This is a genomic window from Neisseria sp. S1 (assembly GCF_048060015.1).
In the GTDB taxonomy this organism is placed as follows: Bacteria; Pseudomonadota; Gammaproteobacteria; order Burkholderiales; family Neisseriaceae; genus Neisseria; species Neisseria arctica.
Map to the genome: position 1 here is coordinate 33981 of NZ_JBLUPI010000008.1, position 24705 is coordinate 58685.

Annotated in this window: 30 protein-coding genes, 1 other RNA gene and 1 pseudogene; 5 read left to right on the forward strand and 27 right to left on the reverse strand. The window is 48.3% G+C overall.

Translation table 11 applies throughout. The annotated features are described in order from the left end of the window. Nucleotides 1-21 precede the first annotated feature (21 nt). From rplR to rplC, 17 genes are all read right to left on the reverse strand, one after another. The gene (gene rplR / locus ACEPPX_RS07480; protein ID WP_047760986.1) at nt 22-375 is read right to left on the reverse strand and encodes a 50S ribosomal protein L18; all 354 of its coding nucleotides are present in this window, start codon (nt 373-375) and stop codon (nt 22-24) included. A 14-nt stretch (nt 376-389) separates the two neighbouring features. After that, nucleotides 390-923, reverse strand: a complete 534-nt coding sequence (gene rplF / locus ACEPPX_RS07485; protein WP_047760987.1) for a 50S ribosomal protein L6 — start codon at nt 921-923, stop codon at nt 390-392. Nucleotides 924-939: 16 nt separating this feature from the next. Then, complete coding sequence (gene rpsH / locus ACEPPX_RS07490) at nt 940-1332, reverse strand: 30S ribosomal protein S8 (RefSeq protein WP_416623536.1); 393 nt, start codon at nt 1330-1332, stop codon at nt 940-942. A 15-nt stretch (nt 1333-1347) separates the two neighbouring features. Then, on the reverse strand, nt 1348-1653 hold the full coding sequence (gene rpsN / locus ACEPPX_RS07495) for a 30S ribosomal protein S14 (protein WP_047760989.1): 306 nt from the start codon (nt 1651-1653) through the stop codon (nt 1348-1350). 2 nt (nt 1654-1655) lie between these two features. Then, on the reverse strand, nt 1656-2195 hold the full coding sequence (rplE, locus tag ACEPPX_RS07500; RefSeq protein WP_416623537.1) for a 50S ribosomal protein L5: 540 nt from the start codon (nt 2193-2195) through the stop codon (nt 1656-1658). A 15-nt stretch (nt 2196-2210) separates the two neighbouring features. Beyond that, nucleotides 2211-2534, reverse strand: a complete 324-nt coding sequence (gene rplX / locus ACEPPX_RS07505; protein WP_047760991.1) for a 50S ribosomal protein L24 — start codon at nt 2532-2534, stop codon at nt 2211-2213. A gap of 12 nt (nt 2535-2546) precedes the next feature. Continuing rightward, nucleotides 2547-2915 (reverse strand): 50S ribosomal protein L14, encoded by a 369-nt coding sequence (rplN, locus tag ACEPPX_RS07510; RefSeq protein WP_002215434.1) that lies wholly within the window; start codon nt 2913-2915, stop codon nt 2547-2549. 228 nt (nt 2916-3143) lie between these two features. Further along, entirely contained in the window at nt 3144-3407 is a 264-nt protein-coding gene (gene rpsQ / locus ACEPPX_RS07515) for a 30S ribosomal protein S17 (RefSeq protein ID WP_047760992.1), read from the reverse strand. Beyond that, on the reverse strand, nt 3407-3598 hold the full coding sequence (rpmC, locus tag ACEPPX_RS07520) for a 50S ribosomal protein L29 (RefSeq protein ID WP_047760993.1): 192 nt from the start codon (nt 3596-3598) through the stop codon (nt 3407-3409). The genes rpsQ and rpmC overlap by 1 nt, the downstream gene beginning before the upstream one ends. Further along, on the reverse strand, nt 3598-4014 hold the full coding sequence (gene rplP, locus ACEPPX_RS07525) for a 50S ribosomal protein L16 (protein ID WP_047760994.1): 417 nt from the start codon (nt 4012-4014) through the stop codon (nt 3598-3600). Before rplP ends, rpmC begins: the two co-directional genes overlap by 1 nt. Beyond that, nucleotides 3998-4696 carry a 30S ribosomal protein S3 gene (gene rpsC / locus ACEPPX_RS07530; RefSeq protein WP_047760995.1) on the reverse strand — a complete coding sequence of 233 codons (699 nt, stop codon included), beginning with the start codon at nt 4694-4696 and terminating at the stop codon, nt 3998-4000. Before rpsC ends, rplP begins: the two co-directional genes overlap by 17 nt. A gap of 9 nt (nt 4697-4705) precedes the next feature. Further along, complete coding sequence (gene rplV / locus ACEPPX_RS07535; protein WP_047760996.1) at nt 4706-5035, reverse strand: 50S ribosomal protein L22; 330 nt, start codon at nt 5033-5035, stop codon at nt 4706-4708. 8 nt (nt 5036-5043) lie between these two features. Next, nucleotides 5044-5322: a 30S ribosomal protein S19 gene (gene rpsS / locus ACEPPX_RS07540; protein WP_002215422.1), complete on the reverse strand. Its 279-nt coding sequence runs from the start codon at nt 5320-5322 to the stop codon at nt 5044-5046. 5 nt (nt 5323-5327) lie between these two features. Then, nucleotides 5328-6161, reverse strand: a complete 834-nt coding sequence (rplB, locus tag ACEPPX_RS07545; protein WP_047760997.1) for a 50S ribosomal protein L2 — start codon at nt 6159-6161, stop codon at nt 5328-5330. Nucleotides 6162-6166: 5 nt separating this feature from the next. Beyond that, nucleotides 6167-6481: a 50S ribosomal protein L23 gene (rplW, locus tag ACEPPX_RS07550; protein ID WP_200900171.1), complete on the reverse strand. Its 315-nt coding sequence runs from the start codon at nt 6479-6481 to the stop codon at nt 6167-6169. Further along, nucleotides 6478-7098: a 50S ribosomal protein L4 gene (gene rplD / locus ACEPPX_RS07555; RefSeq protein WP_047760999.1), complete on the reverse strand. Its 621-nt coding sequence runs from the start codon at nt 7096-7098 to the stop codon at nt 6478-6480. The genes rplW and rplD overlap by 4 nt, the downstream gene beginning before the upstream one ends. Continuing rightward, on the reverse strand, nt 7098-7742 hold the full coding sequence (rplC, locus tag ACEPPX_RS07560) for a 50S ribosomal protein L3 (RefSeq protein WP_416623538.1): 645 nt from the start codon (nt 7740-7742) through the stop codon (nt 7098-7100). The genes rplD and rplC overlap by 1 nt, the downstream gene beginning before the upstream one ends. Nucleotides 7743-8222: 480 nt before the next feature. Here rplC and ACEPPX_RS07565 point away from each other — a divergent pair, with 480 nt between their 5' ends. Continuing rightward, a complete protein-coding gene (locus tag ACEPPX_RS07565; protein WP_053008333.1) occupies nt 8223-8636 on the forward strand; it encodes an META domain-containing protein in 414 nt (137 codons plus the stop codon). Nucleotides 8637-8878: 242 nt separating this feature from the next. On the opposite strand, the gene ACEPPX_RS07570 is transcribed toward ACEPPX_RS07565, so the two are convergent. Then, nucleotides 8879-9682: a carbon-nitrogen hydrolase family protein gene (locus tag ACEPPX_RS07570; RefSeq protein ID WP_416623539.1), complete on the reverse strand. Its 804-nt coding sequence runs from the start codon at nt 9680-9682 to the stop codon at nt 8879-8881. A 158-nt stretch (nt 9683-9840) separates the two neighbouring features. Between ACEPPX_RS07570 and ACEPPX_RS07575 the strand changes: the two genes are divergently transcribed. Continuing rightward, nucleotides 9841-10158, forward strand: coding sequence for a hypothetical protein (locus ACEPPX_RS07575; protein ID WP_416623540.1), 318 nt, complete (start codon nt 9841-9843; stop codon nt 10156-10158). Nucleotides 10159-10316: 158 nt separating this feature from the next. On the opposite strand, the gene oppF is transcribed toward ACEPPX_RS07575, so the two are convergent. From oppF to ACEPPX_RS07600, 5 genes and pseudogenes are all read right to left on the reverse strand, one after another. Next, complete coding sequence (gene oppF / locus ACEPPX_RS07580; RefSeq protein ID WP_416623541.1) at nt 10317-11312, reverse strand: murein tripeptide/oligopeptide ABC transporter ATP binding protein OppF; 996 nt, start codon at nt 11310-11312, stop codon at nt 10317-10319. Beyond that, nucleotides 11309-12280, reverse strand: coding sequence for an oligopeptide ABC transporter ATP-binding protein OppD (gene oppD, locus ACEPPX_RS07585; protein WP_416623542.1), 972 nt, complete (start codon nt 12278-12280; stop codon nt 11309-11311). The genes oppF and oppD overlap by 4 nt, the downstream gene beginning before the upstream one ends. Nucleotides 12281-12289: 9 nt before the next feature. Beyond that, nucleotides 12290-13198 (reverse strand): oligopeptide ABC transporter permease OppC, encoded by a 909-nt coding sequence (gene oppC / locus ACEPPX_RS07590; RefSeq protein ID WP_047761005.1) that lies wholly within the window; start codon nt 13196-13198, stop codon nt 12290-12292. 63 nt (nt 13199-13261) lie between these two features. Continuing rightward, on the reverse strand, nt 13262-14182 hold the full coding sequence (gene oppB, locus ACEPPX_RS07595; protein ID WP_416623543.1) for an oligopeptide ABC transporter permease OppB: 921 nt from the start codon (nt 14180-14182) through the stop codon (nt 13262-13264). 103 nt (nt 14183-14285) lie between these two features. Then, nucleotides 14286-15947, reverse strand: a pseudogene (locus ACEPPX_RS07600) (ABC transporter substrate-binding protein). A gap of 252 nt (nt 15948-16199) precedes the next feature. Between ACEPPX_RS07600 and glnE the strand changes: the two are divergent. Together glnE and ACEPPX_RS07610 are read left to right on the forward strand one after the other, a co-directional pair. Next, nucleotides 16200-18896 (forward strand): bifunctional [glutamate--ammonia ligase]-adenylyl-L-tyrosine phosphorylase/[glutamate--ammonia-ligase] adenylyltransferase, encoded by a 2697-nt coding sequence (gene glnE / locus ACEPPX_RS07605; RefSeq protein WP_416623544.1) that lies wholly within the window; start codon nt 16200-16202, stop codon nt 18894-18896. 259 nt (nt 18897-19155) lie between these two features. After that, nucleotides 19156-20127, forward strand: a complete 972-nt coding sequence (locus ACEPPX_RS07610) for a TerC family protein (RefSeq protein ID WP_047761009.1) — start codon at nt 19156-19158, stop codon at nt 20125-20127. Between the two features lie 83 nt (nt 20128-20210). Here the strand turns inward: ACEPPX_RS07610 and ACEPPX_RS07615 are convergent, their stop codons facing one another. From ACEPPX_RS07615 to ACEPPX_RS07630, 4 genes are all read right to left on the reverse strand, one after another. After that, nucleotides 20211-20894 (reverse strand): 2,3-diphosphoglycerate-dependent phosphoglycerate mutase, encoded by a 684-nt coding sequence (locus ACEPPX_RS07615; protein ID WP_416623545.1) that lies wholly within the window; start codon nt 20892-20894, stop codon nt 20211-20213. A 198-nt stretch (nt 20895-21092) separates the two neighbouring features. Beyond that, an RNA gene (gene rnpB, locus ACEPPX_RS07620) (RNase P RNA component class A) lies at nt 21093-21454 on the reverse strand. A 44-nt stretch (nt 21455-21498) separates the two neighbouring features. Then, entirely contained in the window at nt 21499-21825 is a 327-nt protein-coding gene (locus ACEPPX_RS07625; RefSeq protein ID WP_416623546.1) for a hypothetical protein, read from the reverse strand. Between the two features lie 50 nt (nt 21826-21875). After that, nucleotides 21876-22304, reverse strand: coding sequence for a surface-adhesin E family protein (locus tag ACEPPX_RS07630; RefSeq protein WP_047761012.1), 429 nt, complete (start codon nt 22302-22304; stop codon nt 21876-21878). A 70-nt stretch (nt 22305-22374) separates the two neighbouring features. Here ACEPPX_RS07630 and recQ point away from each other — a divergent pair, with 70 nt between their 5' ends. Further along, nucleotides 22375-24687 (forward strand): DNA helicase RecQ, encoded by a 2313-nt coding sequence (gene recQ, locus ACEPPX_RS07635; RefSeq protein WP_416623547.1) that lies wholly within the window; start codon nt 22375-22377, stop codon nt 24685-24687. The last annotated feature ends 18 nt before the right edge of the window (nt 24688-24705 follow it).

Genomic DNA, 24705 nt, shown 5'->3' on the forward strand with positions numbered 1-24705 from the left:
TCAAGGTCTCCAAAATCTTTATTAGAAGCTCAAACCGTTTTCACGTGCAGCTTCAGCCAAAGCTTTTACACGACCGTGATATTGAAAACCAGAGCGATCAAATGCAACTTTTTCCACACCGGCAGCTTTTGCTTTTTCAGCAATACGCTTACCAATTAAAGCTGCAGCTTCAACGTTACCACCGGACTTCAGGCTATCACGCACCTCTGCTTCCAAAGTAGAAGCCTGAGCCAATACTTTATCACCCTCAGCACTGATGATTTGGGCATAAATATGGCTATTTGTACGGAACACGCACAATCTTACCATTTTTAAATCCGCAATACGGGCACGGGTTTTGCGTGCACGGCGGAGTCTTGTCGCATGTTTATTCATTAGTAAGGCCTCAATTATTTCTTCTTAGCTTCTTTCATCACTACGACTTCACCGACATAGCGAACACCTTTACCTTTATAAGGCTCAGGCGGACGGAAGTTGCGAATCTCAGCTGCAACCTGACCGACAACTTGTTTATCTGCACCAGTCAGCACAATCTCCGTCTGTGAAGGAGTTTGCACGGCGACACCTTCTGGCATCTCATAAACAATAGGATGAGAAAAGCCCAAAGACAAATTTAATGTGGTTCCTTGCGCCTGTGCACGATAGCCCACGCCAATCAGCTGAAGTTTCTTTTCAAAACCTTCTGATACACCTTTCACCATATTGGCTACTAAAGCACGGATCGTACCAGACATGGCACCTGCATGTTTACTGTTGTTAGCAGCTGAAAAAGTTAACTGACCTTCATTCAGCTCAATAGATACATCGGCAGTCAAGGGTAATGACAACTCGCCATTTTTGCCTTTTACTGTCAATTTATCTGTTCCAAATTTTACTTCTACGCCAGCAGGAACAGTTACTGGATTTTTCGCTACGCGAGACATCTAAAACTCTCCCTTATTAGGCAACCACGCACAATAACTCACCGCCAATACCCGCAGCACGAGCTTTACGATCAGTCATCACACCTTTAGAAGTGCTAACAATCGCAACCCCTAAACCATTCATCACAGTTGGGATTTCATCTGAGCCTTTGTATACACGCAGACCAGGGCGAGATACACGTTTGATTTGCTCAATGACAGGGCGACCTGCATAGTATTTCAAGTGAATTTCTAGTACCGGCTTCACATCTGCAGAAACAGCAAAATCTTCGATATAACCTTCCTCTTTCAATACCTTAGCGATAGCACATTTCAGTTTCGAAGAGGGCATTGCTACAGCAACTTTATTCGCACGCTGAGCATTGCGAATACGGGTCAACATATCGGAAATAGGATCATGCATACTCATTTATTTTAACTCCTATTACCAGCTGGCTTTAATAACGCCCGGAATTTCGCCACGCATAGCGATTTCACGGATTTTAGTACGGCCCAAGCCAAATTTACGGAATGTGCCACGAGGACGACCTGTTAGAGCGCAACGACGACGCTGACGAACCGGAGCGGCATTTCGGGGAATTGCTTGCAATTTCAAACGAGCTTCAAAACGCTCTTCAGGAGTAGCGCTAGAATCATTGATTACAGCAAAAATAGCCTCACGTTTAGCGGCATATTTTTTTGCCAATGCAGCACGCTTCAATTCACGATTTATAAGTGCTTTCTTAGCCATGTTTATCCTTTAAACGGAAACTTAAATAGTGACAGCAATGCTTTTGCTTCTTCATCGGTCTTAGCCGTAGTAGTGATGGTAATATTCAAACCGCGCAAAGCATCAATTTTATCGTATTCAATTTCTGGAAAAATGATTTGCTCACGAACACCCATGTTGTAATTACCACGACCATCAAATGATTTACCGCTTACACCACGAAAATCACGTACACGAGGCAGAGCAATAGTCACCAAGCGATCCAAAAATTCAAACATTTGGTCACGACGTAGAGTTACTTTACATCCAACTGGATAGTTATCACGGATTTTGAAGCCTGCAATTGATTTGCGAGCAACAGTTACTACTGGCTTCTGACCTGCAATTTTTTCCAAATCAGAAACGGCATGCTCCATTACTTTTTTATCTGCAACCGCCTCACCAACACCCATATTTAAGGTGATTTTTTCAATACGAGGCACTTCCATAATTGATTTATAGCCAAACTGCTTAATCAATTCAGGTACAACAGTGCTTGTATAAAATTCTTTCAAACGTGCCATGTTAGTTCAACTCCCTTACGCACCGATTTCCGCACCATTGGATTTGAATACACGAATGCGTTTTACTTTGCCTTCGCTTTCAACCAATTTAATGCCAACACGATCCGCTTTTTTAGTTTCAGGATTAAAGATGGCCACATTCGAAATTGCCAAAGGCATATCTTTAGCAACAATACCACCTTCAACACCACGCATAGGATTAGGCTTTTGGTGACGTTTAACAGTGTTTACACCCTGAACCACCACTTTCTCACCCAAAACACGGACAACTTGACCTTGCTTGCCTTTATTTTTACCGGCAATCACGACAACTTGATCACCTTTAATAATCTTATTCATTGCTAGCCTCTCTTATAAAACTTCGGGTGCCAATGAAACGATTTTCATGAATCGCTCAGTACGCAATTCACGGGTAACCGGGCCAAAAATACGTGTACCCAAAGGCTCCAACTTATTGTTCAACAATACTGCAGCATTGTTGTCAAATTTAATTAACGCCCCATCAGGACGACGAACACCTTTTGCAGTACGAACAACTACAGCATTGTACACATCGCCTTTTTTAACACGGCCACGTGGCGCCGCATCCTTTACGGCCACTTTAATAATGTCGCCAACCGAAGCATAGCGACGCTTAGATCCGCCCAACACCTTAATGCACATAACGCGACGCGCACCAGAGTTGTCAGCCACATCCAAGATGGTCTGCATCTGAATCATGTTAATACCTTTAAATAAACCAACTTAATTTACCACTTTCAATTAGAGCAGCCCAAAGAAAATTTGAACGCTCCGACTGAAACCATTAATGGTTCAAGTAAACCAGTCTTGGGCCCCGAAGGGAAGAAACTTTCAGAAGAAAACTGAAAGATAAGAAACGAAGTTTACAGGCAAATTAAAATTCCTGCAATACTTCGTTTCTTACTACACACTAAACTGTCGTAAAATTTAAACAGTACGTGCTTTTTCTACCAATTCGGTAACAACCCACGATTTGGTCTTTGACAACGGGCGAGTTTCAGAAATAACCACCACATCACCAATACCATATTGATTCTGCTCATCATGAGCATGAATTTTGGTAGAACGACGGATAATTTTACCATATAAGGGATGCTTCACTTTACGCTCCACCAATACAGTTACTGTTTTATCCATCTTATCGCTAACCACTTTGCCTTGCAAAGTACGAACATTCTTAACTTCGCTCATTACTTGGCACCTTTTTCAGTTAAAACGGTTTTAATACGAGCAATGTTACGGCGTACTTTTTTCAACTCGCTGGTTTTTGCCAACTGGCCAGTTGCATGCTGCATACGCAGGCCAAACTGTGCTTTCAGCAAGTCAAGCAGATCAGCATTCAATTGCTCAACAGATTTGTCTTTCAATTCATTGGCTTTCATTATTGACCTACCTGTCTTACTACAAATACAGTCGGAATCGGCAACTTGGCAGCCGCCAGCTCAAAAGCTTCACGAGCCAACGCTTCCGGCACGCCATCCATTTCGTACAATACTTTGCCTGGTTTAATTTCAGCAACATAATACTCAACGGAACCTTTACCGCCACCCATACGAACTTGGATTGGTTTTTCAGTAATTGGCTTGTCTGGGAAAACACGAATCCAAATACGGCCACCACGTTTAATGTGGCGTGTCATAGTACGACGTGCAGCTTCAATCTGACGTGCAGTCAAACGACCACGACCAACAGCCTTCAGACCAAATTCACCAAAGCTAACTTTATTACCGCGTGTAGCAACACCTGTATTACGGCCTTTATGCTGCTTGCGGTATTTCATTCTAGTTGGCTGCAGCATGACGACCACCTGCCTTTCTTTGTTTCTTCTCTTGCTCAGGCTTAGCTTGGGCTTTCTCATTACCTTCGCCAGTATAAACCCAAACTTTCAAACCCAAAACACCGTAAGTAGTATGCGCTTCGCTAGTTGCATAATCCACGTTTGCACGCAAAGTATGCAACGGCACACGTCCTTCACGATACCACTCACTACGAGCAATATCAGCACCATTCAGACGACCAGAGGTCATAATCTTGATACCTTTAGCACCAACACGCATTGCATTTTGCATTGCACGTTTCATAGCACGGCGGAATTGAACACGTTTTTCCAGTTGCTGGGCAATGCCATCTGCAATAATTTGAGCATCCAACTCAGGTTTACGAATCTCTTCAATGTTTACGTGAACAGGAACACCCATAAGTGCCTGCAGATCACGCTTCAACACTTCAATATCCTCACCTTTTTTACCAATTACTACACCCGGGCGAGCTGAATGGATGGTAATACGAGCCGACTTAGCAGGGCGCTCAATTACAACACGACCAACGGATGCATTAGCCAGACGCTTGCGCAAATAATTGCGAACATCAATGTCTTGCTTCAAGACAGTAGAAAATTCGTTACTTTTGGCAAACCACTTAGAAGACCAGTCTTTTGTTACCGCCAAGCGAAAACCGGTAGGGTTAATCTTTTGTCCCATAGCTTTTCCTTAGTTGCCAACTGTCACATTGATATGACAAGTTTGTTTTTCAATGCGGTTACCGCGACCTTTGGCACGAGCTTGGAAGCGTTTCAGACTGGGACCCTTGTCCACAAATACTGTTACAACTTTCAATTCGTCAATATCAGCACCTTCATTATGTTCGGCATTTGCAATAGCCGATTCCAGCACTTTTTTAACTAACTCAGCGCCTTTTTTCGGGCTGAATGCCAAGATATTCAAGGCTTGGGCAACATCTTTACCGCGAATTAAATCTGCAACCAAGCGTGCTTTTTGTGCAGAAATGCGGGCGTTTTTATGTTGTGCACTTACTCTCATGATTCACCTTATTTCTTTTTAGCCTTTTTATCAGCCAAGTGGCCTTTAAAGGTACGGGTCAATGAGAACTCACCCAACTTATGACCAACCATATTGTCGCTGATAAATACAGGCACATGTGTACGGCCATTGTGAACAGCGATGGTCAAGCCGATAAAATCGGGCAAAATGGTAGAACGGCGCGACCAAGTTTTAATTGGACGCTTGTCGTTGCTTGCACGAGCAGCATCTACTTTTTTCAGCAAATGCAGGTCTACATATGGGCCTTTTTTTAATGAACGAGCCATATCAATTAACCTTTATTTGAATAACGGCGGCGGACAATCATATTATCCGTGCGTTTATTGTTACGAGTACGGTAACCTTTAGAAGGCGTACCCCATGGGCTAACCGGTTCACGAGCTTCGCCAGTACGACCCTCACCACCACCATGCGGGTGATCAACCGGGTTCATTACAACACCGCGAACAGTCGGGCGAATACCACGCCAACGGTTGGCACCAGCCTTACCGATTTTCTTCAGGCTTTGCTCTTCATTACCTACTTCACCAATAGTAGCACGGCAATCAACGTGGATTTTACGCACTTCGCCAGAACGCAAACGCACTTGTGCATACACACCTTCTTTAGCCAACAATACGGCAGACGCACCAGCAGAACGCGCGATTTGCGCACCTTTACCAGGCTTCATTTCAATACAGTGGATGGTGGTACCAACCGGGATATTGCGAATCGGCAAAGTATTACCTGATTTGATAGCAGCCTCAGAACCTGAGAGCAATACTGCACCAGCCTGAATGCCGCGAGGCGCAATAATGTAACGGCGTTCACCATCGGCATAGCACAGCAGAGCGATGAATGCAGTGCGGTTTGGATCATATTCAATACGTTCAACTTTAGCCGGGATGCCGTCTTTGTTACGTTTGAAATCCACTACGCGGTAATGGTGTTTATGGCCACCACCTTTATGACGAGTTGTGATATGACCGTTATTGTTGCGGCCGGCAGTTGAATTTTTCTTTTCAACCAGTGGTGCATAAGGTGCACCTTTGTGCAAACCTTCCGCAGTAACGCGAACCATGCCGCGACGACCAGCAGAGGTAGGCTTCATTTTTACAATAGCCATTTTACTTATTCCTTATCTGCAGCTGCAGCAGCGGCTTCCAAGTCCAGCGATTGGCCGGCAGCCAAGCTCACATAAGCTTTTTTCACATCGCTGCGACGACCAATAGTACGGCCGAAGCGTTTTACCTTACCTTTTGTAGTAACGGTAGTAACGGCAGCAACTTCAACACCAAACAACAATTCAACAGCAGCTTTAATTTCTTGCTTAGTTGCATTAGGCAACACTTTGAAAGTCATTTGGTTACGTTTCTCGGCCAGCAGGTTGCTCTTTTCAGAAACAACAGGAGCCAAAATTACTTGCATCAGGCGTTGTTGGTTCATACCCATTGCTCCTCCAGTTGTGCAACCGCTTCTTTAGTGATCACAACTTTTTTGTAGCGCAACAGGCTGTAAGGATCAGCTTGCTGAGCTTCCAAAACCAATACGTTCGGCAAATTGCGTGAAGACAGGTATACGTTTTCATCCAATTGCTTTGTAATGAACAATACTTGCTCCAAACCCAAATTTTTCACTTGTTCAGCAAACTCTTTGGTTTTAGGGGTTGCGGCAGACAATTCGTCAATCACAAATAAACGCTCGTCACGTACCAGCTGAGACAAAATAGCAGCCATACCGGCACGGTACATTTTACGGTTTACTTTTTGAGTGAAGTTTTCAGACGGCTTATTCGGGAACGCACGACCGCCACTACGCCACAGCGGAGAAGAAGTCATACCGGAACGTGCACGACCAGTACCTTTTTGGCGCCATGGTTTTTTAGTAGAGTGTTTTACTTCTGCACGTGTTTTTTGGGCACGGTTACCTGAGCGAGCATTTGCCAAAAAAGCAGTTACCAGCTGATGAACCAATGCTTCGTTGTATTCACGGGCAAACAAAGCATCAGAAGCAGTCAGACTGCCTGACACTTGGCCTTTTGCATCAATTACTTTCAATTCCATTACGCACCTACTTTCACGCTAGGACGCACTACTACGTCACTATTAACGGAACCGGGTACCGCACCTTTAACCAAAAGCAGCTGACGTTCTACATCAACGCGGATAACTTCCAAGCATTGAACGGTAGCTTTGGTGTTGCCGTACTGACCGGCCATACGCTTACCCGGGAATACACGACCCGGATCTTGTGCCTGGCCGATAGAACCAGGAACGCGGTGAGAGCGTGAGTTACCGTGTGAAGTACGTTGTGAACCGAAGTTATGGCGCTTGATGGTACCGGAAAAACCTTTACCTTTAGAGGTACCGGTAACATCAACCAATTGGCCTGCCTCAAACATAGCGACAGTGATTTCATCGCCGGCTTTCAGGTCGCCCAATTTTTCCTCAGTCAAAGCAAACTCAACCAAACCACGACCGGCTTCCACACCGGCTTTGGCAAAATGGCCTGCTTCGGCCTTGGTTACGCGGTTAGCTTTTTTCTGACCAAAGGTAACTTGAACGGCAACATAACCGTCAGCATCTTTGGATTTTACTTGTGTAACGCGATTAGCAGACATATCCAACACGGTTACCGGAACAGATGCACCTTGTTCGTTAAACACGCGGGTCATGCCCACTTTGCGTCCAACCAGACCTAAAGTCATGATTATTTTCCTTTTAAAATAAAGGGATCAGCTACGATTGGCTGACCAATTCGGACAAAATAAATACTTGGTAAAAATACCAAGCATCGAAATATATCATAAAAACAAATCAATTTTCAAGTAAAATCTTGTCTTTACATATCATGGAACAGCTATAAACCAACACTTTATTTATCTGAAGAAGCCTATGCGCTTCATTAATCAAAATTGCACTTATCCGCACATGACATAGCCATTTCAAAGCATGAAAAACTCTCAATCTGATATAAACACCATAATAAACATAATAAAACCTCTGCTACCTCCATGCATTAATAAAAATAAAATTATTGACTCGTAAAAAGTTGTCGTCATATCACTCTTCGTGTATTTCGCCCGTTTAGAATTTATCCTCTAATAAACTTAACGAGTTACTTTACGATATATATACAAGCCGTCTGAAAAGATAATTTTTATATAAATTCCGAAGGATGTTTTGCTATGAAAAAGCTTTTCTTACTACTGCCGCTTTTAAGCGGCTGCGTCATCCCGATTATAGCCCCGGTTCCCCAAAGCACATTTGCCAATCCTCTCTTAGCTAACCAATGGCAGATTACCGAAGCCAACGGTGAACGCATTGAAAACACATCCGCAACTTTATTATTAAGAAAAGACCGCTACTTCTCCGCCGAAACCGATTGTAATAATTTAATGGGAAGCTATAGCTTATCGGGTAATTACGAACTGAATTTTGCGATGCCTGCATCCACGCGTATGTCTTGTCGTGATATGCGCAATGAAGTGCTGATATCTGCCGCACTACCTAAAGTAAACAGTTACCGCTTAATTGGAACCGGTATTGAAATGCTGGATAAAAACCGTCAACCCGTATTACGCGCCATACCGAAACAATAAACTATCCGTGTCTCAACCGCTACACAATGCTGGTGAAATACTCATGTAACATGGTTTTTAACAGTATGAGAGTCGGCATAGTCAGTACCGTTCAAAACGGTATTGCTTTATTTAAAGTTTAATTATCGAATATCGATAAAAGTGAAAAACACAGGCCGTCTGAAAATTTTCAGACGGCCTGTGTTTTTCAGTAAGTGACTTTATCAGAATACGTCCCTGACCAGCATATTCTTTTAGCCAACTTACAAACAACGGTGGCCCAATGCAGGCAGACGGTTACGTACACTCAACAAACGCGCTTCATCCAAAGTAGCACTAACCACGCCCTCACCTTCAGGCAGAACAGCCAATACATCCCCCCACGGATCAATAATCATGCTATGCCCAAACGTACGCCGCCCGCTTTCATGTTTACCGCCCTGCCCCGAGGCAATCAAATAACATTGGTTTTCAACCGCACGGGCTTTCAGCAACAACTCCCAATGCGCCTTACCCGTCGTATAGGTAAATGCCGCCGGCAACAGCATGACATCAAAAGGCAGCTGGGCACGGAAAAACTCAGGGAAGCGCAAATCATAACAAACGCCTACCGCCACCTTTACCCCTTCAATTTCCCAAGAAGGTACACGATTGCCGTTTGCAATGGTATCCGATTCTGCGTAACGCTCTCCTAAACCCGAATAGCCAAAAAGATGCATTTTATCGTAACTGCCAATACACTGCCCGTCTCGCCCGTATACCAACATCGTATTCAAGACCTTACCCGGCTCACTACTTTTTAAAGGCACTGTACCGCCGAATAAAACAATACCGTGCTTGCCCGCTGCTTCGCTCATGGCCGTCTGAAAATCACCGCTACCCAAAGGTTCGGCAAAAGACAATTTATCAGTATCACTTGCCCCCATAATCGGCCAATACTCGGGCAGCAATACCCAATCGGCCCCACCTTCCGCAGCCTCGGCAACCAAACGGCGCATGACAGCGATATTATCCGACGGGCTGGTGGAAGATACCATTTGTACGGCGGCGGCTCGGATATTTTTCATGGTGATTTCCTTGTCGTGGATTTGCATTTGGCTAGGATATTTTGACAGATGTTCTGCTACACTTTTAAAAGCATACATATATCCATCTTAGCTTATTGATAGGGAATACCTTCCCTTGCATATGAATGCTGCTTTTTCCATCGTACAAGAAAACCGCTATGAAAAAAACCGCTTTTGTTGTTACCGCCCTTTTACCAGCACTGGCATTAGCCGATGTCAATCTCTACGGTACTATCCGCAGTGGGCTAAGCGTCTCCCAAACCCAAATCGGCAACACGCACTTCAGCCACAGCTCCGTGGATGATTTAGGCAGCTATATCGGGATACGCGGCAACCATCCTATTGGCAGCAGCAACATGATTTGGCAGTTCGAGCAAAACACACCAATCGGTCAAAACGGTTCATTACGCGAGCATTTCCGCAATCGTAAAGAACGTAACAGCGATAAAGGATGGTTTGTCGGTATTTCCGATTAAGAGTTTTACAAAACAATTTGGATTTTTAAATCCCAGGCCTAACTTTACTCGAACCTCTAGGCCATGCCGGCTACAAAGCCGACTTAGCGTTCCCTATAAATAAAATGCCGTCTGAAATTTTCAGACGGTATTTATTACTTTGTTTCAACAACAGAATATTAATCTGCGGCGTGATACTTCACACATGCTGCACGGTGTGCCGGCCCACCTTTTAATTGCGGTTTTTCTTTGGCACACAGTTCTATAGCTTCAGGGCAGCGTGTACGGAAAACACAGCCCGAAGGCGGGTTAAGGGGGCTGGGCAAATCACCCGGCAACAATTCTATATGTTTGCCCCGCTCAATCTTCGGATCAGGAATCGGTACCGCACTCATCAAAGCACGCGTATACGGATGTGCGGGGGCGCCATATACAGCCTGATCTTCGCCCAATTCGACGGCATTCCCCAGATACATCACCAATACACGGTCGGAAATATGCTTCACCACTGATAAATCGTGGGCGATAAAAATCATCGCCAAGCCCATTTCGCGTTGAATCTGCTTAAGCAAATTTACCACTTGCGCCTGAATCGATACGTCCAATGCCGAAACCGGCTCATCACAAATCAAGAGCTTGGGTTTCAAAATCAAGGCACGGGCGATACCGATACGCTGGCATTGGCCGCCCGAAAACTCATGCGGGTAGCGGTTAATCTGATTAGGCAGCAAGCCGACTTTACCCATCATTTCCTTCACCCGCGCCATCACTTCGGCTTTGCCAAGTTCAGGGTAAAACGTTCGCAGCGGCTCGGCAATAATATCGCCGACGGTCATACGCGGATTCAGCGATGCTAACGGATCTTGGAAGATCATTTGGATATCCCGCCGCTTCAACCGCAGTGTTTTTGCATCCAGCTTGGTCAAATCCTGCCCCTGCCACAAAACACTGCCCGACTCGGCTTTCACCAAACCGATAATCGCGCGTGCCAAAGTGGATTTGCCGCAACCCGACTCACCCACCACACCAAGCGTTTCTCCCGGTTGCAAATCAAACGACACACCGTTCACGGCCTGCAACAAAGCGGGTTTTTGCCAAGGCCAGCTTTTGGCTTCGCGAACACGGAATACAACGCGTAAATCGCGTACCTGCAATAAAGGCTGGGGCTGCTTCATACATCCGCTCCTTCCATCTGCCAAAAACAGGCGCGACAGCTGCCGTCTGCTTGTTGCGTTAACGGCGGCTCACTGTGTCGACACATATCGGTTACATAATTACAGCGCGCTTGAAACGGACATCCCGGCGGCAATGCCGCCAAATTGGGCGGGTTACCCGCGATGGTTGGCAATTTGGCTTCCTCTCCATCCAACCGCGGTACAGCCCCCAACAAACCGATGGTGTAAGGATGGGTCGGCCGGTAGAAAATCTGCTCGATACCCCCGTATTCCATCGTTCTACCGGCATACATCACCAAAACATGATCACAAATACCCGCTACAACACCCAAATCATGGGTAATCATAATAATGGTCGTGCCAAAATCACGTTTCAAATCGTTCAGCAAAGCCATAATCTGCGCCTGCACGGTTACATCCAAAGCAGTAGTCGGCTCATCGGCAATCAACAGCTTCGGACGGCACAGCAAAGCCATGGCAATCATCACCCGTTGGCGCATGCCGCCTGAAAACTCATGCGGATACATATCGATACGCTTTTTTGCCTCGGGGATTTTTACCGCTTCAAGCATACGGATGGCTTCGGCACGCGCCTCGGCCTTACCCATACCTTTGTGCAGCATCAGCACTTCGGTAAGCTGCGCACCTACTTTCATATAGGGGTTAAGCGAAGTCATCGGATCTTGAAAAATCATCGAAATTTCGCTGGCACGGATTTTATTCAATTCTTTTTCGGGCAAACCGACCAATTCCCGCCCGTTAAATTTTACCGAACCTTTTACCTTACCGTTTTTCGCCAACAAACCCATCACGGCAAAAGCGGTTTGCGATTTGCCCGAGCCGGATTCGCCGACTATCCCCAACGTTTCGCCTTCGTGCAAATCGAAATTGAGTTTGTTGACGGCGGTTACATCGCCGTCTTCGGTGCGGAACACCACCTGTAAATCTTTTACGCTCAACAAGGCCATTGTGTTTTCCTACCTGTCTTTCGGGTCGAGCGCATCGCGCAAACCGTCACCGATAAAGTTAAAGCAAAATAGGGTGACTACCAAAAACACGCTCGGGATCAGAATCTGCCACGGTGCCACCTGCATGGTTTGTGCGCCCTCTTGCAGCAACGCCCCCCAACTAGTCATAGGTTCCTGAACGCCCAAGCCCAAAAAGCTCAAGAACGATTCAAACAAAATCATGCCCGGCACCAGCAAAGAAGCATAAACCACTACCACACCCAAAACATTGGGAACGATATGGCGGAATACGATCGCCGTTTTCGATACGCCGCCCACTTCCGCGGCTTCGACAAACTCTTTACGCTTAAGACTCAGCGTTTGACCGCGCACGATACGCGCCACGTCCAGCCATGACACCAAACCGATGGCTACGAAAATCAGCACCAAATTACGACCGAAAAAGGTAACCAGCAAAATCACGAAAAACATAAACGGAAAGGCGTTGAGAATTTCCAAAAAGCGCATCATCAGCATATCGGTTTTACCGCCGAAAAAGCCCGACACCGCGCCGTATACCGTGCCGAACAATACGGCCACCAACGCGCCCGCCAAGCCCACCATCAGCGAAATACGACCACCCATGGCCACACGCACCAACAAATCGCGCCCGAGCGAATCGGTACCGAAATAGTGTCCGCCCTCCATCTGCGGCGCCTGCTGCATCGCCCCCCAATCGGTATAATCATATGCAAACGGTGAAAACAAAGGAGCCAGTAGCACGAATGCCGTTACCAATATCAATACCGCCATACTGGCCAAGGCGGCACGGTTTCGCTTAAACCGCCGCCAAGCATCCTGCCAAAGGCTACGTCCTTTCACTTCGGCTGCTTCTGCCAATGTTTCCACGGCGGCAAGCTGGTTTTGGGTTAGTTTCATAATGTGTTCTTAATCGTTATCTATCGAGGCCGTCTGAAAATATTTCAGACGGCCTGATGGTTATCAATAGCGTATTTTCGGATCTATGACCGCATACAGAATATCTACCACCGCATTGAATGCAATGGTTAATACGCCTACCAAGATAGTCAAACTCAACACCATACCGTAATCACGGTTGAGTGCACCGTTCACGAACAATTGGCCGATTCCGGGCAAACCGAAAATGGTTTCAATCACAATCGAGCCGGTAATGATGCCGACAAATGCCGGGCCAAGATAGGAAATCACCGGCAACATGGCGGGGCGTAAGGCATGTTTCAAAACGATTCTGTGCAAAGGCAGCCCTTTAGCGCGCGCCGTGCGGATAAATTGGCTGTTCATCACCTCAATCATCGAACTGCGCATAATACGGGCGATACCGGCTACGTAAGCCAATGCCAAAGCTGCTACCGGCAATACCAAATTAGCCGCCGCCCCACCGTTCCAGCCGCCTGCGGGCAACCATTTCAGGCCGATGGCGAAAATCAACACCAGCAAAGGTGCTTTTACAAAATTGGGAATCACCACACCCGTCATAGCCAAGCTCATCAGCAGATAATCCAACCATGAATTTTGCTTCAGCGCGGCAATCACGCCCAATACAACACCCAACACCAAAGCAATTAAGAACGCATAAATGCCCAACTCCAACGAAACCGGAAACGCTTGGGCAAGCAGCTCGTTAACCGAATAATCTTTGTATTTGAACGACGGGCCGAAATCGCCCTGTGCCAGTTGTTTGAGATAATTGACATACTGTATGTGCAAAGGGGCGTTCAGATTGTATTTGGCTTCGATATTCGCCAACACCTCGGGCGGCAAGTTTCGTTCACCCGTAAACGGGCTGCCCGGCGCCAGCCGCATCATAAAAAACGATACGGTAATCAAGACCAAAAGCGTGGGAATCGCCTCAAGCCCCCTGCGGAAAATCAGTTTCAGCATAACTTTCTTTCATACTCCATTACCAAAGACGGAATATCCGTATGGCCAATGATAAGTAAACTTTCAGACGGCCTATGCCGTCTGAAAGTATGCCGCGGATACATTAATGCTTGGCAACCGACATATATTTCAAATGGAAATTATCCATCGGATCTTTTATAGAATATCCCTCTACATAAGGTTTAACCAAGCGCACATTGGCATAGTGGTAAACATTGATATTGGGCATATCCTTATCCAATACGGCCTCCGCCTGACGGTAAAGATCCGCACGCTGCTCCGTGCTGATACCCGGCTTGAGGGTTTCGGCCATCAAACGATCGAACTCGGCGCTACTGTATTTACCGTGGTTGTTGCTATTGCCCGTTTTCAGAATATTCAAGAAAGACGAAGGCTCGTTATAGTCGGCACACCAGCCTGATCGTGCCATTTGGTATTTACCGCTGCGGCGGCTTTCCAAGTAAGTTTTCCATTCTTGGTTGGACAAATTCACATTTACAAAACCCAAAGTCTGCTTCCACAATGCAGCGGCAGCCACGGCGTTTTTCTTGTGGTTTTCATTGGTGTTGTAAAGCAAATCAAACGAAAGCGGTTTGGCTTCGCTGTAACCGGCCTCGGTCAAGAGTTTTTTCGCTTCGGCAACGCGCTGCTCTTGGCTCCACCCTGCCCATTCGGGTTTATTGGGGACAAGGCCTTGGGTAGCTGTGGGTGTAAATTGGTAAGCCGCCGTTTCGCCGCGTCCGACCACTTTTTCGGCAAAAGTATCGCGGTCTAAGGCCAATGCCAACGCACGGCGCACACGGGCATCGTCAAACGGCGGTTTCACCGTATTTGTTTCATAGTAATACACGCACAAAAGCGGGCTGGTTTTCATTTCCTCACCCATTTCTTTTTTCAGGGCTTGGAATTGATCGCTGGGCAAGTCGTTATAGCTGAAGTCCACCTCACCCGCTTTATAACGGTTTACATCAGTAGGCGGCGAAGAAATCGGCAGGAAAACGGCGCGGTCGATTTTCGTATTGGCATTATCGTAATACCCAGGATTGCGCTCGAGCACGATTTGGCTGTTTACTTCCCAGCTCTTGAGTTTATACGGGCCGTTGCTGACAAAATTTTCAGGAGAAGTCTATTTGTCGCCATGTTGTTCAACCGCTTTTTTATTCACCGGCTTCACTGAAGTATGTACCAACATATCGGGGAAATAAGGTACCGGCTGGCTGAGGGTGATTTCCAAAGTGCGCTCGTCTACCGCTTTCACGCCCAACGTATCGGGAGCTTTTTTACCGTTCATCACATCGCCGGCATTCAATACGTGCGCATCATCCAAATAGCTGGCATAAGGCGAACCAGTTTTCGGATCGACCAAACGGCGCAAGCTGTAAACAAAATCTTCGGCGGTAACGGGTGAACCGTCGCTCCATTTTGCATCACGCAGTTTGAATATCCACACTTGGTTATCGGCACTTTCCCAAGATTCGGCCATACCCGGCGCGGTATTTCCGTCTTTATCGGTCGAAGTCAGCCCTTCGAGCAGCTGGGTCAGCAAATGTGACTCCGGCACGCCTGAAACTTTATGCGGGTCAAGAGACTCAGGCTCCGCACCGTTGTTTATGGTAATGCTCTGTGACCCCTCAGAAGCACCGCCTGCCGAACCGGAAGCCGCCGGCGCAGCAGTTTGCGCATTATCTTTATTACACGCACTCAAGCCAAAAGCCATACCCAAAGCCAGCAACAACGCGCCCGGCCGTACGATAGAAGAATTCATTCTCACCACTCCTTATTGATTGCTCCGGCAAGCCCGGATTCTCGTTCAAACTTACAATGGTTTACATTTTTGTGGCAATTTATTTCAATCGTCAAGCATTTTTTCACTCAGTCATACGAGTAAAAGGCACGGTAATACTGGCTATATTTCATTATTTTTTGCTATAACGGCAAGGCCGTCTGAAACTTTCAGACGGCATTAAAGATTGATATGATAAGATTTTATTGTCTACAAACGTAAAGCCCCTCCGCCATGACAGCCACCGAATCCGCCCGCCGATATTCACAATATCTTGCCCGCCACCTCGACAACGGCAACCTCAAACCCGAAATACTCTCCCCCTGGCTCGACAAAGTACTCAGCCTTGAAGACTTTCAAAATTTCACCGATTGGCAGACCTTAAAAGAGGCGGAAAACGAAGCAGAAATCGCCGCACAACTCCGAATCCTGCGGCGTTATGTGATGGCCCAGATTATCACCCGCGACCTCAACCGTAACAGCGATTTGGCAGAAGTTACCCGAACCATCACCCTCTTTGCCGACTTCGCCGTCAATACCGCCCTCGACTACGCTTATGCTTATTATCAAAGCATGTACGGTACGCCGATAGGCCGGCACAGCGGACAACCCCAATATCTCAGCGTGGTAGCGATGGGCAAGGCGGGGGGATACGAATTAAATGTTTCTTCCGACATTGATTTGATTTTCATCTACCCCGAATCCGGCGATACCGACGGCAAACGTGAACGGAGCAATCAGGAATTCTTCACCAAAGTCGGCCAAAAGCTGATTTCTCTGCTCAACGACATTACCGGCGACGGCCAAGTTTTCCGCGTTGATATGCGTCTGCGTCCTGACGGCGACTCCGGGGCATTGGTTCTCAACGAAACCGCCCTCGAACAATATTTGATTACCCAAGGGCGCGAATGGGAACGCTATGCTTGGTGCAAAGGCCGTATCGTCACCCCCTATCCCAACGATATCAATGCGTTGGTGCGCCCGTTTGTTTTCCGAAAATATCTCGACTTCAACGCCTACGAAGCCATGCGCGGGCTGCACAAGCAAATCCGCCAAGAAGTGAACCGCAAAGGCATGGCCGATAATGTCAAACTCGGAGCGGGCGGCATACGCGAAGTCGAATTTATCGCCCAAATTTTCCAACTTATCCGCGGCGGGCAAGTACGCGCCCTGCAACTGAAAGGCACACAGGAAACCCTGCTCAAACTGCAAGAATTGGAAATGCTTGATGCCGAAACCGTCCAAACCTTACTCTCAGCCTACCGCTTCCTGCGCGATGTAGAACACCGCCTGCAATATTGGGACGACCAACAAACCCAAATGCTGCCCGACAACCCCGAACAGCAGCAATTGCTCGCCGAAAGCATGGGCTTTGCCGACTATGCCGCTTTTTCAGATGGCCTCAACACCCACCGCAGCCGCGTTAACGCCATATTCAACCAAATCCTCGCCGACCCTGCCGAACAAAGCCATACACTAGACGACTGCTGGCATTGCATTTGGCAGGAAAACCCCGATCCAGAGGAACGCTTCAACCAGCTGTCCGCCCACGGCTTCGAAGCCGGCTTGATTGCCAAACGGCTCGACCAAATCCGCTCCGGCCACAAATACCGTCAGCTATCGAGCACCGCACAGCCGCGCTTCGATACGATTATCCCGCTATTGGTACAAGCCTCAGCCGCACAAGCTAACCCGACCGACACCCTGTTGCGTCTGCTCGATTTTCTCGAAAACATCAGCCGCCGCTCGTCGTATCTCGCCCTTTTACACGAACATCCGCAGGCATTAAACCAATTGGCCGCCCTAATGAGCCAAAGTTCATGGGTTGCTTCTTACCTGATGCGCCATCCGATTCTGCTCGACGAATTACTCAGCGCCCAGCTGATGGACACCGTTTACGATTGGCCCAAACTTGCCGCCGAACTTTCAGACGGCCTGCACAACGCCGCCGGCGACACCGAAGCCCAAATGGACGTTTTGCGCCATTTCCAACATACCCAAGTTTTCCGCCTCGCCGTACAAGACCTGGCCGGTCTGTGGACGGTAGAAGCATTGTCCGACCAACTCTCCGCACTGGCCGATACCATTTTGGCTGCTGCCATACCCTGCGTATGGGCAGACACACCCAAAACCCACACCGACACACCCAACATCGGCATCATCGGCTACGGCAAACTCGGCGGAAAAGAGCTCGGCTATACCTCCGATCTCGATTTGGTTTATGTGTATGACGACCCGCACCCCGACGCCCCCGATATTTACGGACGCTTCGCCCGACGCCTCACCAACTGGCTATCCGCCGCCACCGGCGCAGGCTCGCTCTACGATGTCGATTTACGCCTGCGCCCCAACGGCGACTCGGGCTTTCTGGCCTGCACTGTCGCCGCTTTTGAAAAATACCAACGCGAAAGCGCGTGGACATGGGAGCACCAATCACTTACCCGTGCCCGCTTTATCTGTGGCAAAGCCGAAATCGGCCAAGCATTCGATGCCTTACGTCAAGAAATCCTTACCCGTCCGCGCAACCGCAGCGAACTGGCTACCGAAATCATTGAGATGCGCGAAAAAATGTTCGCCACTCATCCGCCGCAAGAGTACAACGTCAAATACGCCCGCGGCGGTGTGGTTGATGTCGAGTTTATCGTGCAATACCTGATTCTCGCCTATTCGGGCGAACACCCTCTGCTACTCGACAACTACGGTAACATCGCCCTGCTCAATATCGCCGCCGATGCCGGATTAATCAGCCACACACTGGCCGAACAAGCCCGTACTGCCTACCGTTTTTACCGCCAACAGCAGCACAACACCAAACTGCGCGATGCGGAAAAAGTAGAAGTTACCGAAGAAGTGCAAGCCTATTACCAAAGCGTACGCGACTTATGGCAGCAGGTATTCGGCGAAGAAGTGAAGTTTGAAAAGGCCCGATAACCCCCTTACTTAAAAATAATATGCCTATGCCGTCTGAAAATTTTCAAACGGCATAGGCATATTGTTGGATATTCCATCTACAACCTTCCTATTATGCCAAACGCAAATAAAATGCCACGATTGCCGCCGCATCTAAATAAATTTTTTACAATTTCCAACCCAACCTACTAATTTTAAAATAGAATCCTCCCACCCGTTACCATACGGATATGCTACAATCCTGCACATCTATTTTTTATTAAAACGCAGAAAGACACACATGGTTTCAGAAGCCTCGGTCGGATCGCCGTTATTTTACGGCGTCTTTTTTATTGCTGTTTTGGTGATGATCGGCATCGACATGCTGACATTGAAAAAAAGCGGCGCCCACAAAGTCAGCCCTAAAGAAGCACTGGTATGGTCGGTGGTTTGGATAGCGGTTTCGATGGCTTTCGCCGGCTGGCTGTATTGGGAACTCGGCCATAACCAGGATTACGGCCATGCCGTTGCCTCGGCCAAAGTAATGGAATTTTTAACCGGTTATATTCTGGAAAAATCCTTAGCGGTGGACAATCTTTTTGTTTTCCTAATGATATTCAGCTACTTCAAAGTACCGCCGCAATACCAGCACCGCGTACTGCTTTACGGCGTGTTGGGCGCGATTATTCTGCGTGCGATTATGGTATTTGTGGGTGCCGCACTGGTGCGTGAATTCGAATGGGTTCTGTATCTATTTGGCGCATTCCTGCTCTATACCGGTATCAAGATGATTAAACACGATGACGAGGAAGAACAAGATCTGTCTGACAACCGCATCTTAAAATGGCTGACCAAACACATCCGTGTGAGCAAAGAATTGGACGGCGAGAAATTCTTTACCGTTGAGAACGGCAAGCGCATTGCCACGCCTTTGTTTTTGGTTTTAATCATGGTAGAAATCAGCGACGTTGTGTTTGCAGTCGACAGCATTCCCGCCATTTTTGCCGTTACCAAAGATCCGTTTATCGTGCTGACTTCCAACATTTTCGCCATCTTGGGTTTGCGCGCCATGTACTTCTTACTGGCCGATATCGCCGACCGCTTCATCTTCTTAAAATACGGTTTGGCTTTCGTGCTCAGCTTTATCGGTATCAAAATGCTGATTATCAAATGGGTACACGTCCCGGTGGGTATTTCGTTGTCAGTCGTATTCGGCGCTCTGGGAGCATCCATCCTCACTTCGCTGGTGTATAACCGCAAAACCAAAGGATAATCCTTAATATAAAGAAAATGCCGTCTGAAAATTTTCAGACGGCATTTTCTTTATATTATGCGGTACAAAGTATACGCTTATTTTTACAAATAAAACTTCTCAATCACTTTCAGATTTTCATCCAACTTATATACCAACGGTTGGCCGGTCGGAATTTCCAAAGCCATAATGTCTTCGTCTGAAATGCCTTCAATATGTTTGGCCAAAGCACGCAAGCTGTTACCGTGCGCCGCCACCAATACACGCTTGCCGCTGATGATGGCGGGAGCGATTTGGTCTTCCCAAAACGGCAGCACACGCTCCAAAGTGACTTTCAAGTTTTCACCGTCGGGTACTACATCGCTGGGCAGGTGTTCGTAACGGCGGTCGTTATGGGCAGAAAATTCATCGGCCGGATCCAAAAGCGGCGGTAACGTATCGTAGCTCCGACGCCAAATATGTACTTGCTCGTCACCGTATTTTTCTGCCGTCTGCTTTTTATCCAAACCTTGCAGTTGGCCGTAGTGGCGCTCGTTCAAACGCCAAGTTTTGATTTGTGGCACCCACAGCTGGTCACTTTCTTCCAAAACGATATTACAGGTTTTAATAGCGCGGGTCAGTACTGAGGTGAAAGCAATATCAAACAGATAACCTTTTTCTTTCAGCTTGCGGCCGGCGGCAGCGGCTTCGGCCAAACCTTGTTCGCTCAATTTTACATCACGCCAGCCGGTGAAAAGGTTTTTAGCGTTCCATTCGCTTTGGCCGTGGCGGATAAATACTAGTTCCATGCAATTGCTCCGGGGTTGGGTTAGAGGGATTGTCATGCGCTTTATATCATAAAATAGCGTATTTGTTGACTGTGCAGCAGGCATATCTTGATATGAAACAATCATATCCCTTGCCGCCAACCGTATGATGCCGCAGATACCAATAGGAAAAAGCCGCCCGCATCATAATATTGTACGGACGGCTTTGAATTAAGGCGGCATATGGGCTAAACGATAAGCCGGGTTCTGTCGCGGACAGTCATTCCTCTAGGCGTACCATTGCTGATACGCTCCAGCAACCTACCCGAACACTCGGCGAGCAGCGTCATCGTGTTCTGTTTGGTCTTGCTCCGAATGGGGTTTAGCCTGCTGCGCCTTGTTACCAAGTGCACGGTGCGCTCTTACCGCACCTTTTCACCCTTACCTGTGCTGCCTCAAAGCAGCCATCGGCGGTATTGCTTTCTGTTCCACTTTCCGTCGCGTTGCCACGCCCGGCCGTTAGCCGGCATTCTGCTCTGCGGAGCCCGGACTTTCCTCCCCGCACGCTTTACGCAATGCGCGGCGACTGTCTGTTTTGCCCATATGCGCGAGAATTATAACACGGGCAAATGTTACAACGCTTTTTTTATTGGGCAGTACCGCTTGCACGGGCGGCTGCCCATGCGGCATTCAAACGCGCGCCGGCCTCCTGAAGCGCATTGTCGTTTTGTGCTTTGGCTGCCGTAGCTGCCTGCAGCTCACCTTCCAAACGCGTGATTTCGGCTTGGGTTTGCTGCAAACGTGCCTGTGCCGCAGCCAGATCGCGTTGCAATGAAACGATTTTGCCGCCGTTACTGTTTTGCGCGCTCAAGGCTTGGCGAAAAGCCGCTTGCGCACCCAACAAATCATTGGCCGCATCCGCCCAAGCTGGCAAACTGGCCGCCAAAAGAGTGATACACAGCAATTTTTTCATGGTGTACTCCTATAGTTTAAAAAATCTTACCTTACCAACCGCAACCGTCATCAGCGGCATACGGTTTCGTACTGTTTTTCGGTAATCGAACCGTCCATCACCGACATCGGGCGCAAGTCGGTGGCTGTATAGCGCTGGTTCATCAATACTTGGCCGCGCTCATCCAGTAATTGTAAGGCAGTGAGACGGTAAGTTTTGTTTCGGCAGTTGATTTCCCACTCGCCGACCGCCGTTTTATAACGCGGCGTATTCACATAACGCTCTTCCGACGGCTTCAATACGGTCTTCTTATCACGGAAAGTCGCCAAATTTCCGCTGCGGCGGACGCTGGCGGTATCTATGCTGGCCTGGATATTACCGTTACTGGTAACCCCGATTTCTTTCCAGCTGCCCGACACATTCGGCCCGGTAGAGGCACAAGAAGCAAGCAAAACGGCCAGCAGCGGCGCAACCGCGGGGCTAAGGATACGGATATTCATGGCTTTCCTTTCAGACGGCCTGTAAAAAAGATAAAATGGCAGCTTTGTATCATATAACGGATTTCGCTTTATGACCAACCCGCCCGCCGCACGGCAGATTTTGCACGATGTATTCGGCTTCCCCGAATTTCGGGGCAAGCAGGAGCAAATCGTCAACACGCTGGCCGGCGGCGAAAGCCTGTTGGTATTGATGCCTACGGGCGGCGGCAAAAGCCTGTGCTACCAGATTCCGGCCTTGATGCGCGAAGGAGTGGCGGTAGTGGTATCGCCGCTGATTGCATTAATGAACGACCAAGTAGCCGCCCTGCATGCGGCGGGCGTCGCTGCCGCCAGCGTGCATAGCGGAACTTCGAGCGAGGAAGTGCGCCGTATTGCCGAAGAGATTGCAACAGGCCGTCTGAAACTGTTGTATGTTGCGCCCGAACGCTTGGTGAGCGAGCGTTTTTTACGTTTTCTCGATTACAACACCATCAGCCTGTTTGCCATCGACGAGGCACATTGCGTGAGCCAATGGGGACATGATTTCCGCCCCGAATACCAGCAGCTCGGTATCTTGGCCGACCGTTATCCCGACATTCCGCGCATCGCCCTCACTGCGACGGCCGACGCCGAAACCCGCGCCGATATCAAACACTATCTCAAACTGGAAAACAGCCCCGAATTTATCGCCAGTTTCGACCGCCCCAACATCTACTACCAAGTCATTGAGAAAAACAACGGCAAACGCCAGTTGCTCGAATTTATCCGCAAACAGGCGGCAGGGCAAAGCGGTATCGTATATTGCCTGAGCCGCAAAAAGGTAGATGACATCACTGGTTTTTTATGTGAAAACGGCCTCGACGCCATCGCTTACCATGCCGGTATGAGTATGGAAATGCGCGAAGCCCACCAACGCCGATTTACCCGCGAAGACGGTGTTATCGTAGTGGCTACCGTGGCCTTCGGCATGGGTATAGACAAGCCGGATGTCCGCTTTGTCGCCCACCTTGATATGCCGCAAAGTATCGAGCATTTTTATCAGGAGTCCGGCCGCGCCGGGCGCGACGGCCTGCCGGCTGTCAGCTGGTTGTGCTACGGTCTTAACGACTGGGTAATTCTGCGCGAACGCATCCAGCAGGGCAACGGTAGCGATATACAAAAACAAATCGAGCAGCAAAAACTCGATGCTATGTTGGGTGTATGTGAAACCGCTGACTGCCGCCGCACGGCGTTACTGCAACATTTCGGCGAAACTACCCAAGCCTGCGGGCATTGCGACAACTGCCTCCACCCGCCTGTACGCTTTGACGGCACAGTATTGGTGCAAAAACTACTCAGCTGTGTATACCGTGTAGGACAGAACTTTGCAGCAGGCTACGTTATCAATGTATTACGCGGCAAAACAGATGATTGGATCAAAAGCAACGGCCACGACAAACTCTCTACCTTCGGCATCGGCGACACGCTGTCCGACAAAGAATGGCGCGGCGTAGTCCGGCAATGTATCGGTTTGGGCTTGCTCAACGTCAATGTGATGCAACATCAGGCATTGCAGCTTACCGAAGCCGCCAAAACCGTACTCAAAAGCAGCACACCCGTTTGGCTGCGCCCGCTCAAACGCGACAAAACCGCCATCGAAAAACCGAAAGACGAATGGCTGCGTACCGAACGCGAAGAACGCATTTGGCAAGCCTTACGCCAATGGCGAATCAGCAAGGCCAAAGCCGAAGAAGTACCCGCTTATGTGATTTGCGGCGACAAAACTCTACGCGACATCGTTGAAAAAATGCCGCAAACCGTGGCCGAGCTACATGATATTTACGGGCTGGGCGAAGCGAAAATCCAAAAATTCGGTTTGGAAATCCTCGAGATTTGCTCCTTAACACATCACATGCCGTCTGAAAACGTACCACCCGTATCCGATACACTCGAAGACAACCGAAGTCGTGCCCTTCGTACCGCCCTGCTGGAATGGCGCACCCGTCAGGCGCAAACAGAAGGCTGCGCCCCGAGTAAAATCTGTGCGGACGAAAGCATTGAAGACATGCTTAATTACACGCCCGCCAACACCCTCGATCTGCAAGGCATTTACGGTTTGGGCGAAGTACGCGCCGGGAAATACGGTACGGATATTTTAGCCGTTTGCGCTCCTTTTTCAGACGGCCTTTCCGAAGAGGCTGCACAGCGACGCCGGCTGATGCGTTCCCTGCTGCAATGGTGTTCGGAAACAGCAGCAACAGAAGGCATAGAAGAATATCAGGTATTCAGCAAAATCACCTTGCGCGCAATCGCCGCCAAGCAACCGCAAACCTTAGCCGAATTGCAAGCCGTACACGGAGTGGATGAAACGAAAGCTGTCCGATACGGAATGGAAGTTTTACAAATTTGCAAGCGCAAAGAGTAAAATAGTAGCACTCCAAAT

Excerpts from the sequence above, each read along its gene's own strand:
- rplE (WP_416623537.1), bottom strand. The coding sequence starts at position 2,195 with ATGGCACGTTTGAAAGAATTTTATACAAGCACTGTTGTACCTGAATTG.
- glnE (WP_416623544.1), top strand. The coding sequence starts at position 16,200 with ATGACAGCCACCGAATCCGCCCGCCGATATTCACAATATCTTGCCCGC.
- oppD (WP_416623542.1), bottom strand. The coding sequence starts at position 12,280 with ATGGCCTTGTTGAGCGTAAAAGATTTACAGGTGGTGTTCCGCACCGAA.
- rplW (WP_200900171.1), bottom strand. The coding sequence starts at position 6,481 with ATGAACCAACAACGCCTGATGCAAGTAATTTTGGCTCCTGTTGTTTCT.
- recQ (WP_416623547.1), top strand. The coding sequence starts at position 22,375 with ATGACCAACCCGCCCGCCGCACGGCAGATTTTGCACGATGTATTCGGC.
- rpsN (WP_047760989.1), bottom strand. The coding sequence starts at position 1,653 with ATGGCTAAGAAAGCACTTATAAATCGTGAATTGAAGCGTGCTGCATTG.
- ACEPPX_RS07610 (WP_047761009.1), top strand. The coding sequence starts at position 19,156 with ATGGTTTCAGAAGCCTCGGTCGGATCGCCGTTATTTTACGGCGTCTTT.
- rplD (WP_047760999.1), bottom strand. The coding sequence starts at position 7,098 with ATGGAATTGAAAGTAATTGATGCAAAAGGCCAAGTGTCAGGCAGTCTG.
- rpsS (WP_002215422.1), bottom strand. The coding sequence starts at position 5,322 with ATGGCTCGTTCATTAAAAAAAGGCCCATATGTAGACCTGCATTTGCTG.
- rpsH (WP_416623536.1), bottom strand. The coding sequence starts at position 1,332 with ATGAGTATGCATGATCCTATTTCCGATATGTTGACCCGTATTCGCAAT.
- rpmC (WP_047760993.1), bottom strand. The coding sequence starts at position 3,598 with ATGAAAGCCAATGAATTGAAAGACAAATCTGTTGAGCAATTGAATGCT.
- rpsC (WP_047760995.1), bottom strand. The coding sequence starts at position 4,696 with ATGGGACAAAAGATTAACCCTACCGGTTTTCGCTTGGCGGTAACAAAA.
- rplV (WP_047760996.1), bottom strand. The coding sequence starts at position 5,035 with ATGAGAGTAAGTGCACAACATAAAAACGCCCGCATTTCTGCACAAAAA.
- ACEPPX_RS07570 (WP_416623539.1), bottom strand. The coding sequence starts at position 9,682 with ATGAAAAATATCCGAGCCGCCGCCGTACAAATGGTATCTTCCACCAGC.
- oppF (WP_416623541.1), bottom strand. The coding sequence starts at position 11,312 with ATGAAGCAGCCCCAGCCTTTATTGCAGGTACGCGATTTACGCGTTGTA.
- oppC (WP_047761005.1), bottom strand. The coding sequence starts at position 13,198 with ATGAAACTAACCCAAAACCAGCTTGCCGCCGTGGAAACATTGGCAGAA.
- ACEPPX_RS07615 (WP_416623545.1), bottom strand. The coding sequence starts at position 20,894 with ATGGAACTAGTATTTATCCGCCACGGCCAAAGCGAATGGAACGCTAAA.
- rplP (WP_047760994.1), bottom strand. The coding sequence starts at position 4,014 with ATGCTGCAGCCAACTAGAATGAAATACCGCAAGCAGCATAAAGGCCGT.
- ACEPPX_RS07575 (WP_416623540.1), top strand. The coding sequence starts at position 9,841 with ATGAAAAAAACCGCTTTTGTTGTTACCGCCCTTTTACCAGCACTGGCA.
- rplF (WP_047760987.1), bottom strand. The coding sequence starts at position 923 with ATGTCTCGCGTAGCGAAAAATCCAGTAACTGTTCCTGCTGGCGTAGAA.
- ACEPPX_RS07630 (WP_047761012.1), bottom strand. The coding sequence starts at position 22,304 with ATGAATATCCGTATCCTTAGCCCCGCGGTTGCGCCGCTGCTGGCCGTT.
- rplR (WP_047760986.1), bottom strand. The coding sequence starts at position 375 with ATGAATAAACATGCGACAAGACTCCGCCGTGCACGCAAAACCCGTGCC.
- rplC (WP_416623538.1), bottom strand. The coding sequence starts at position 7,742 with ATGACTTTAGGTCTGGTTGGACGCAAAGTGGGCATGACCCGCGTGTTT.
- rplX (WP_047760991.1), bottom strand. The coding sequence starts at position 2,534 with ATGAATAAGATTATTAAAGGTGATCAAGTTGTCGTGATTGCCGGTAAA.
- oppB (WP_416623543.1), bottom strand. The coding sequence starts at position 14,182 with ATGCTGAAACTGATTTTCCGCAGGGGGCTTGAGGCGATTCCCACGCTT.
- ACEPPX_RS07625 (WP_416623546.1), bottom strand. The coding sequence starts at position 21,825 with ATGAAAAAATTGCTGTGTATCACTCTTTTGGCGGCCAGTTTGCCAGCT.
- rplN (WP_002215434.1), bottom strand. The coding sequence starts at position 2,915 with ATGATTCAGATGCAGACCATCTTGGATGTGGCTGACAACTCTGGTGCG.
- rplB (WP_047760997.1), bottom strand. The coding sequence starts at position 6,161 with ATGGCTATTGTAAAAATGAAGCCTACCTCTGCTGGTCGTCGCGGCATG.
- rpsQ (WP_047760992.1), bottom strand. The coding sequence starts at position 3,407 with ATGAGCGAAGTTAAGAATGTTCGTACTTTGCAAGGCAAAGTGGTTAGC.
- ACEPPX_RS07565 (WP_053008333.1), top strand. The coding sequence starts at position 8,223 with ATGAAAAAGCTTTTCTTACTACTGCCGCTTTTAAGCGGCTGCGTCATC.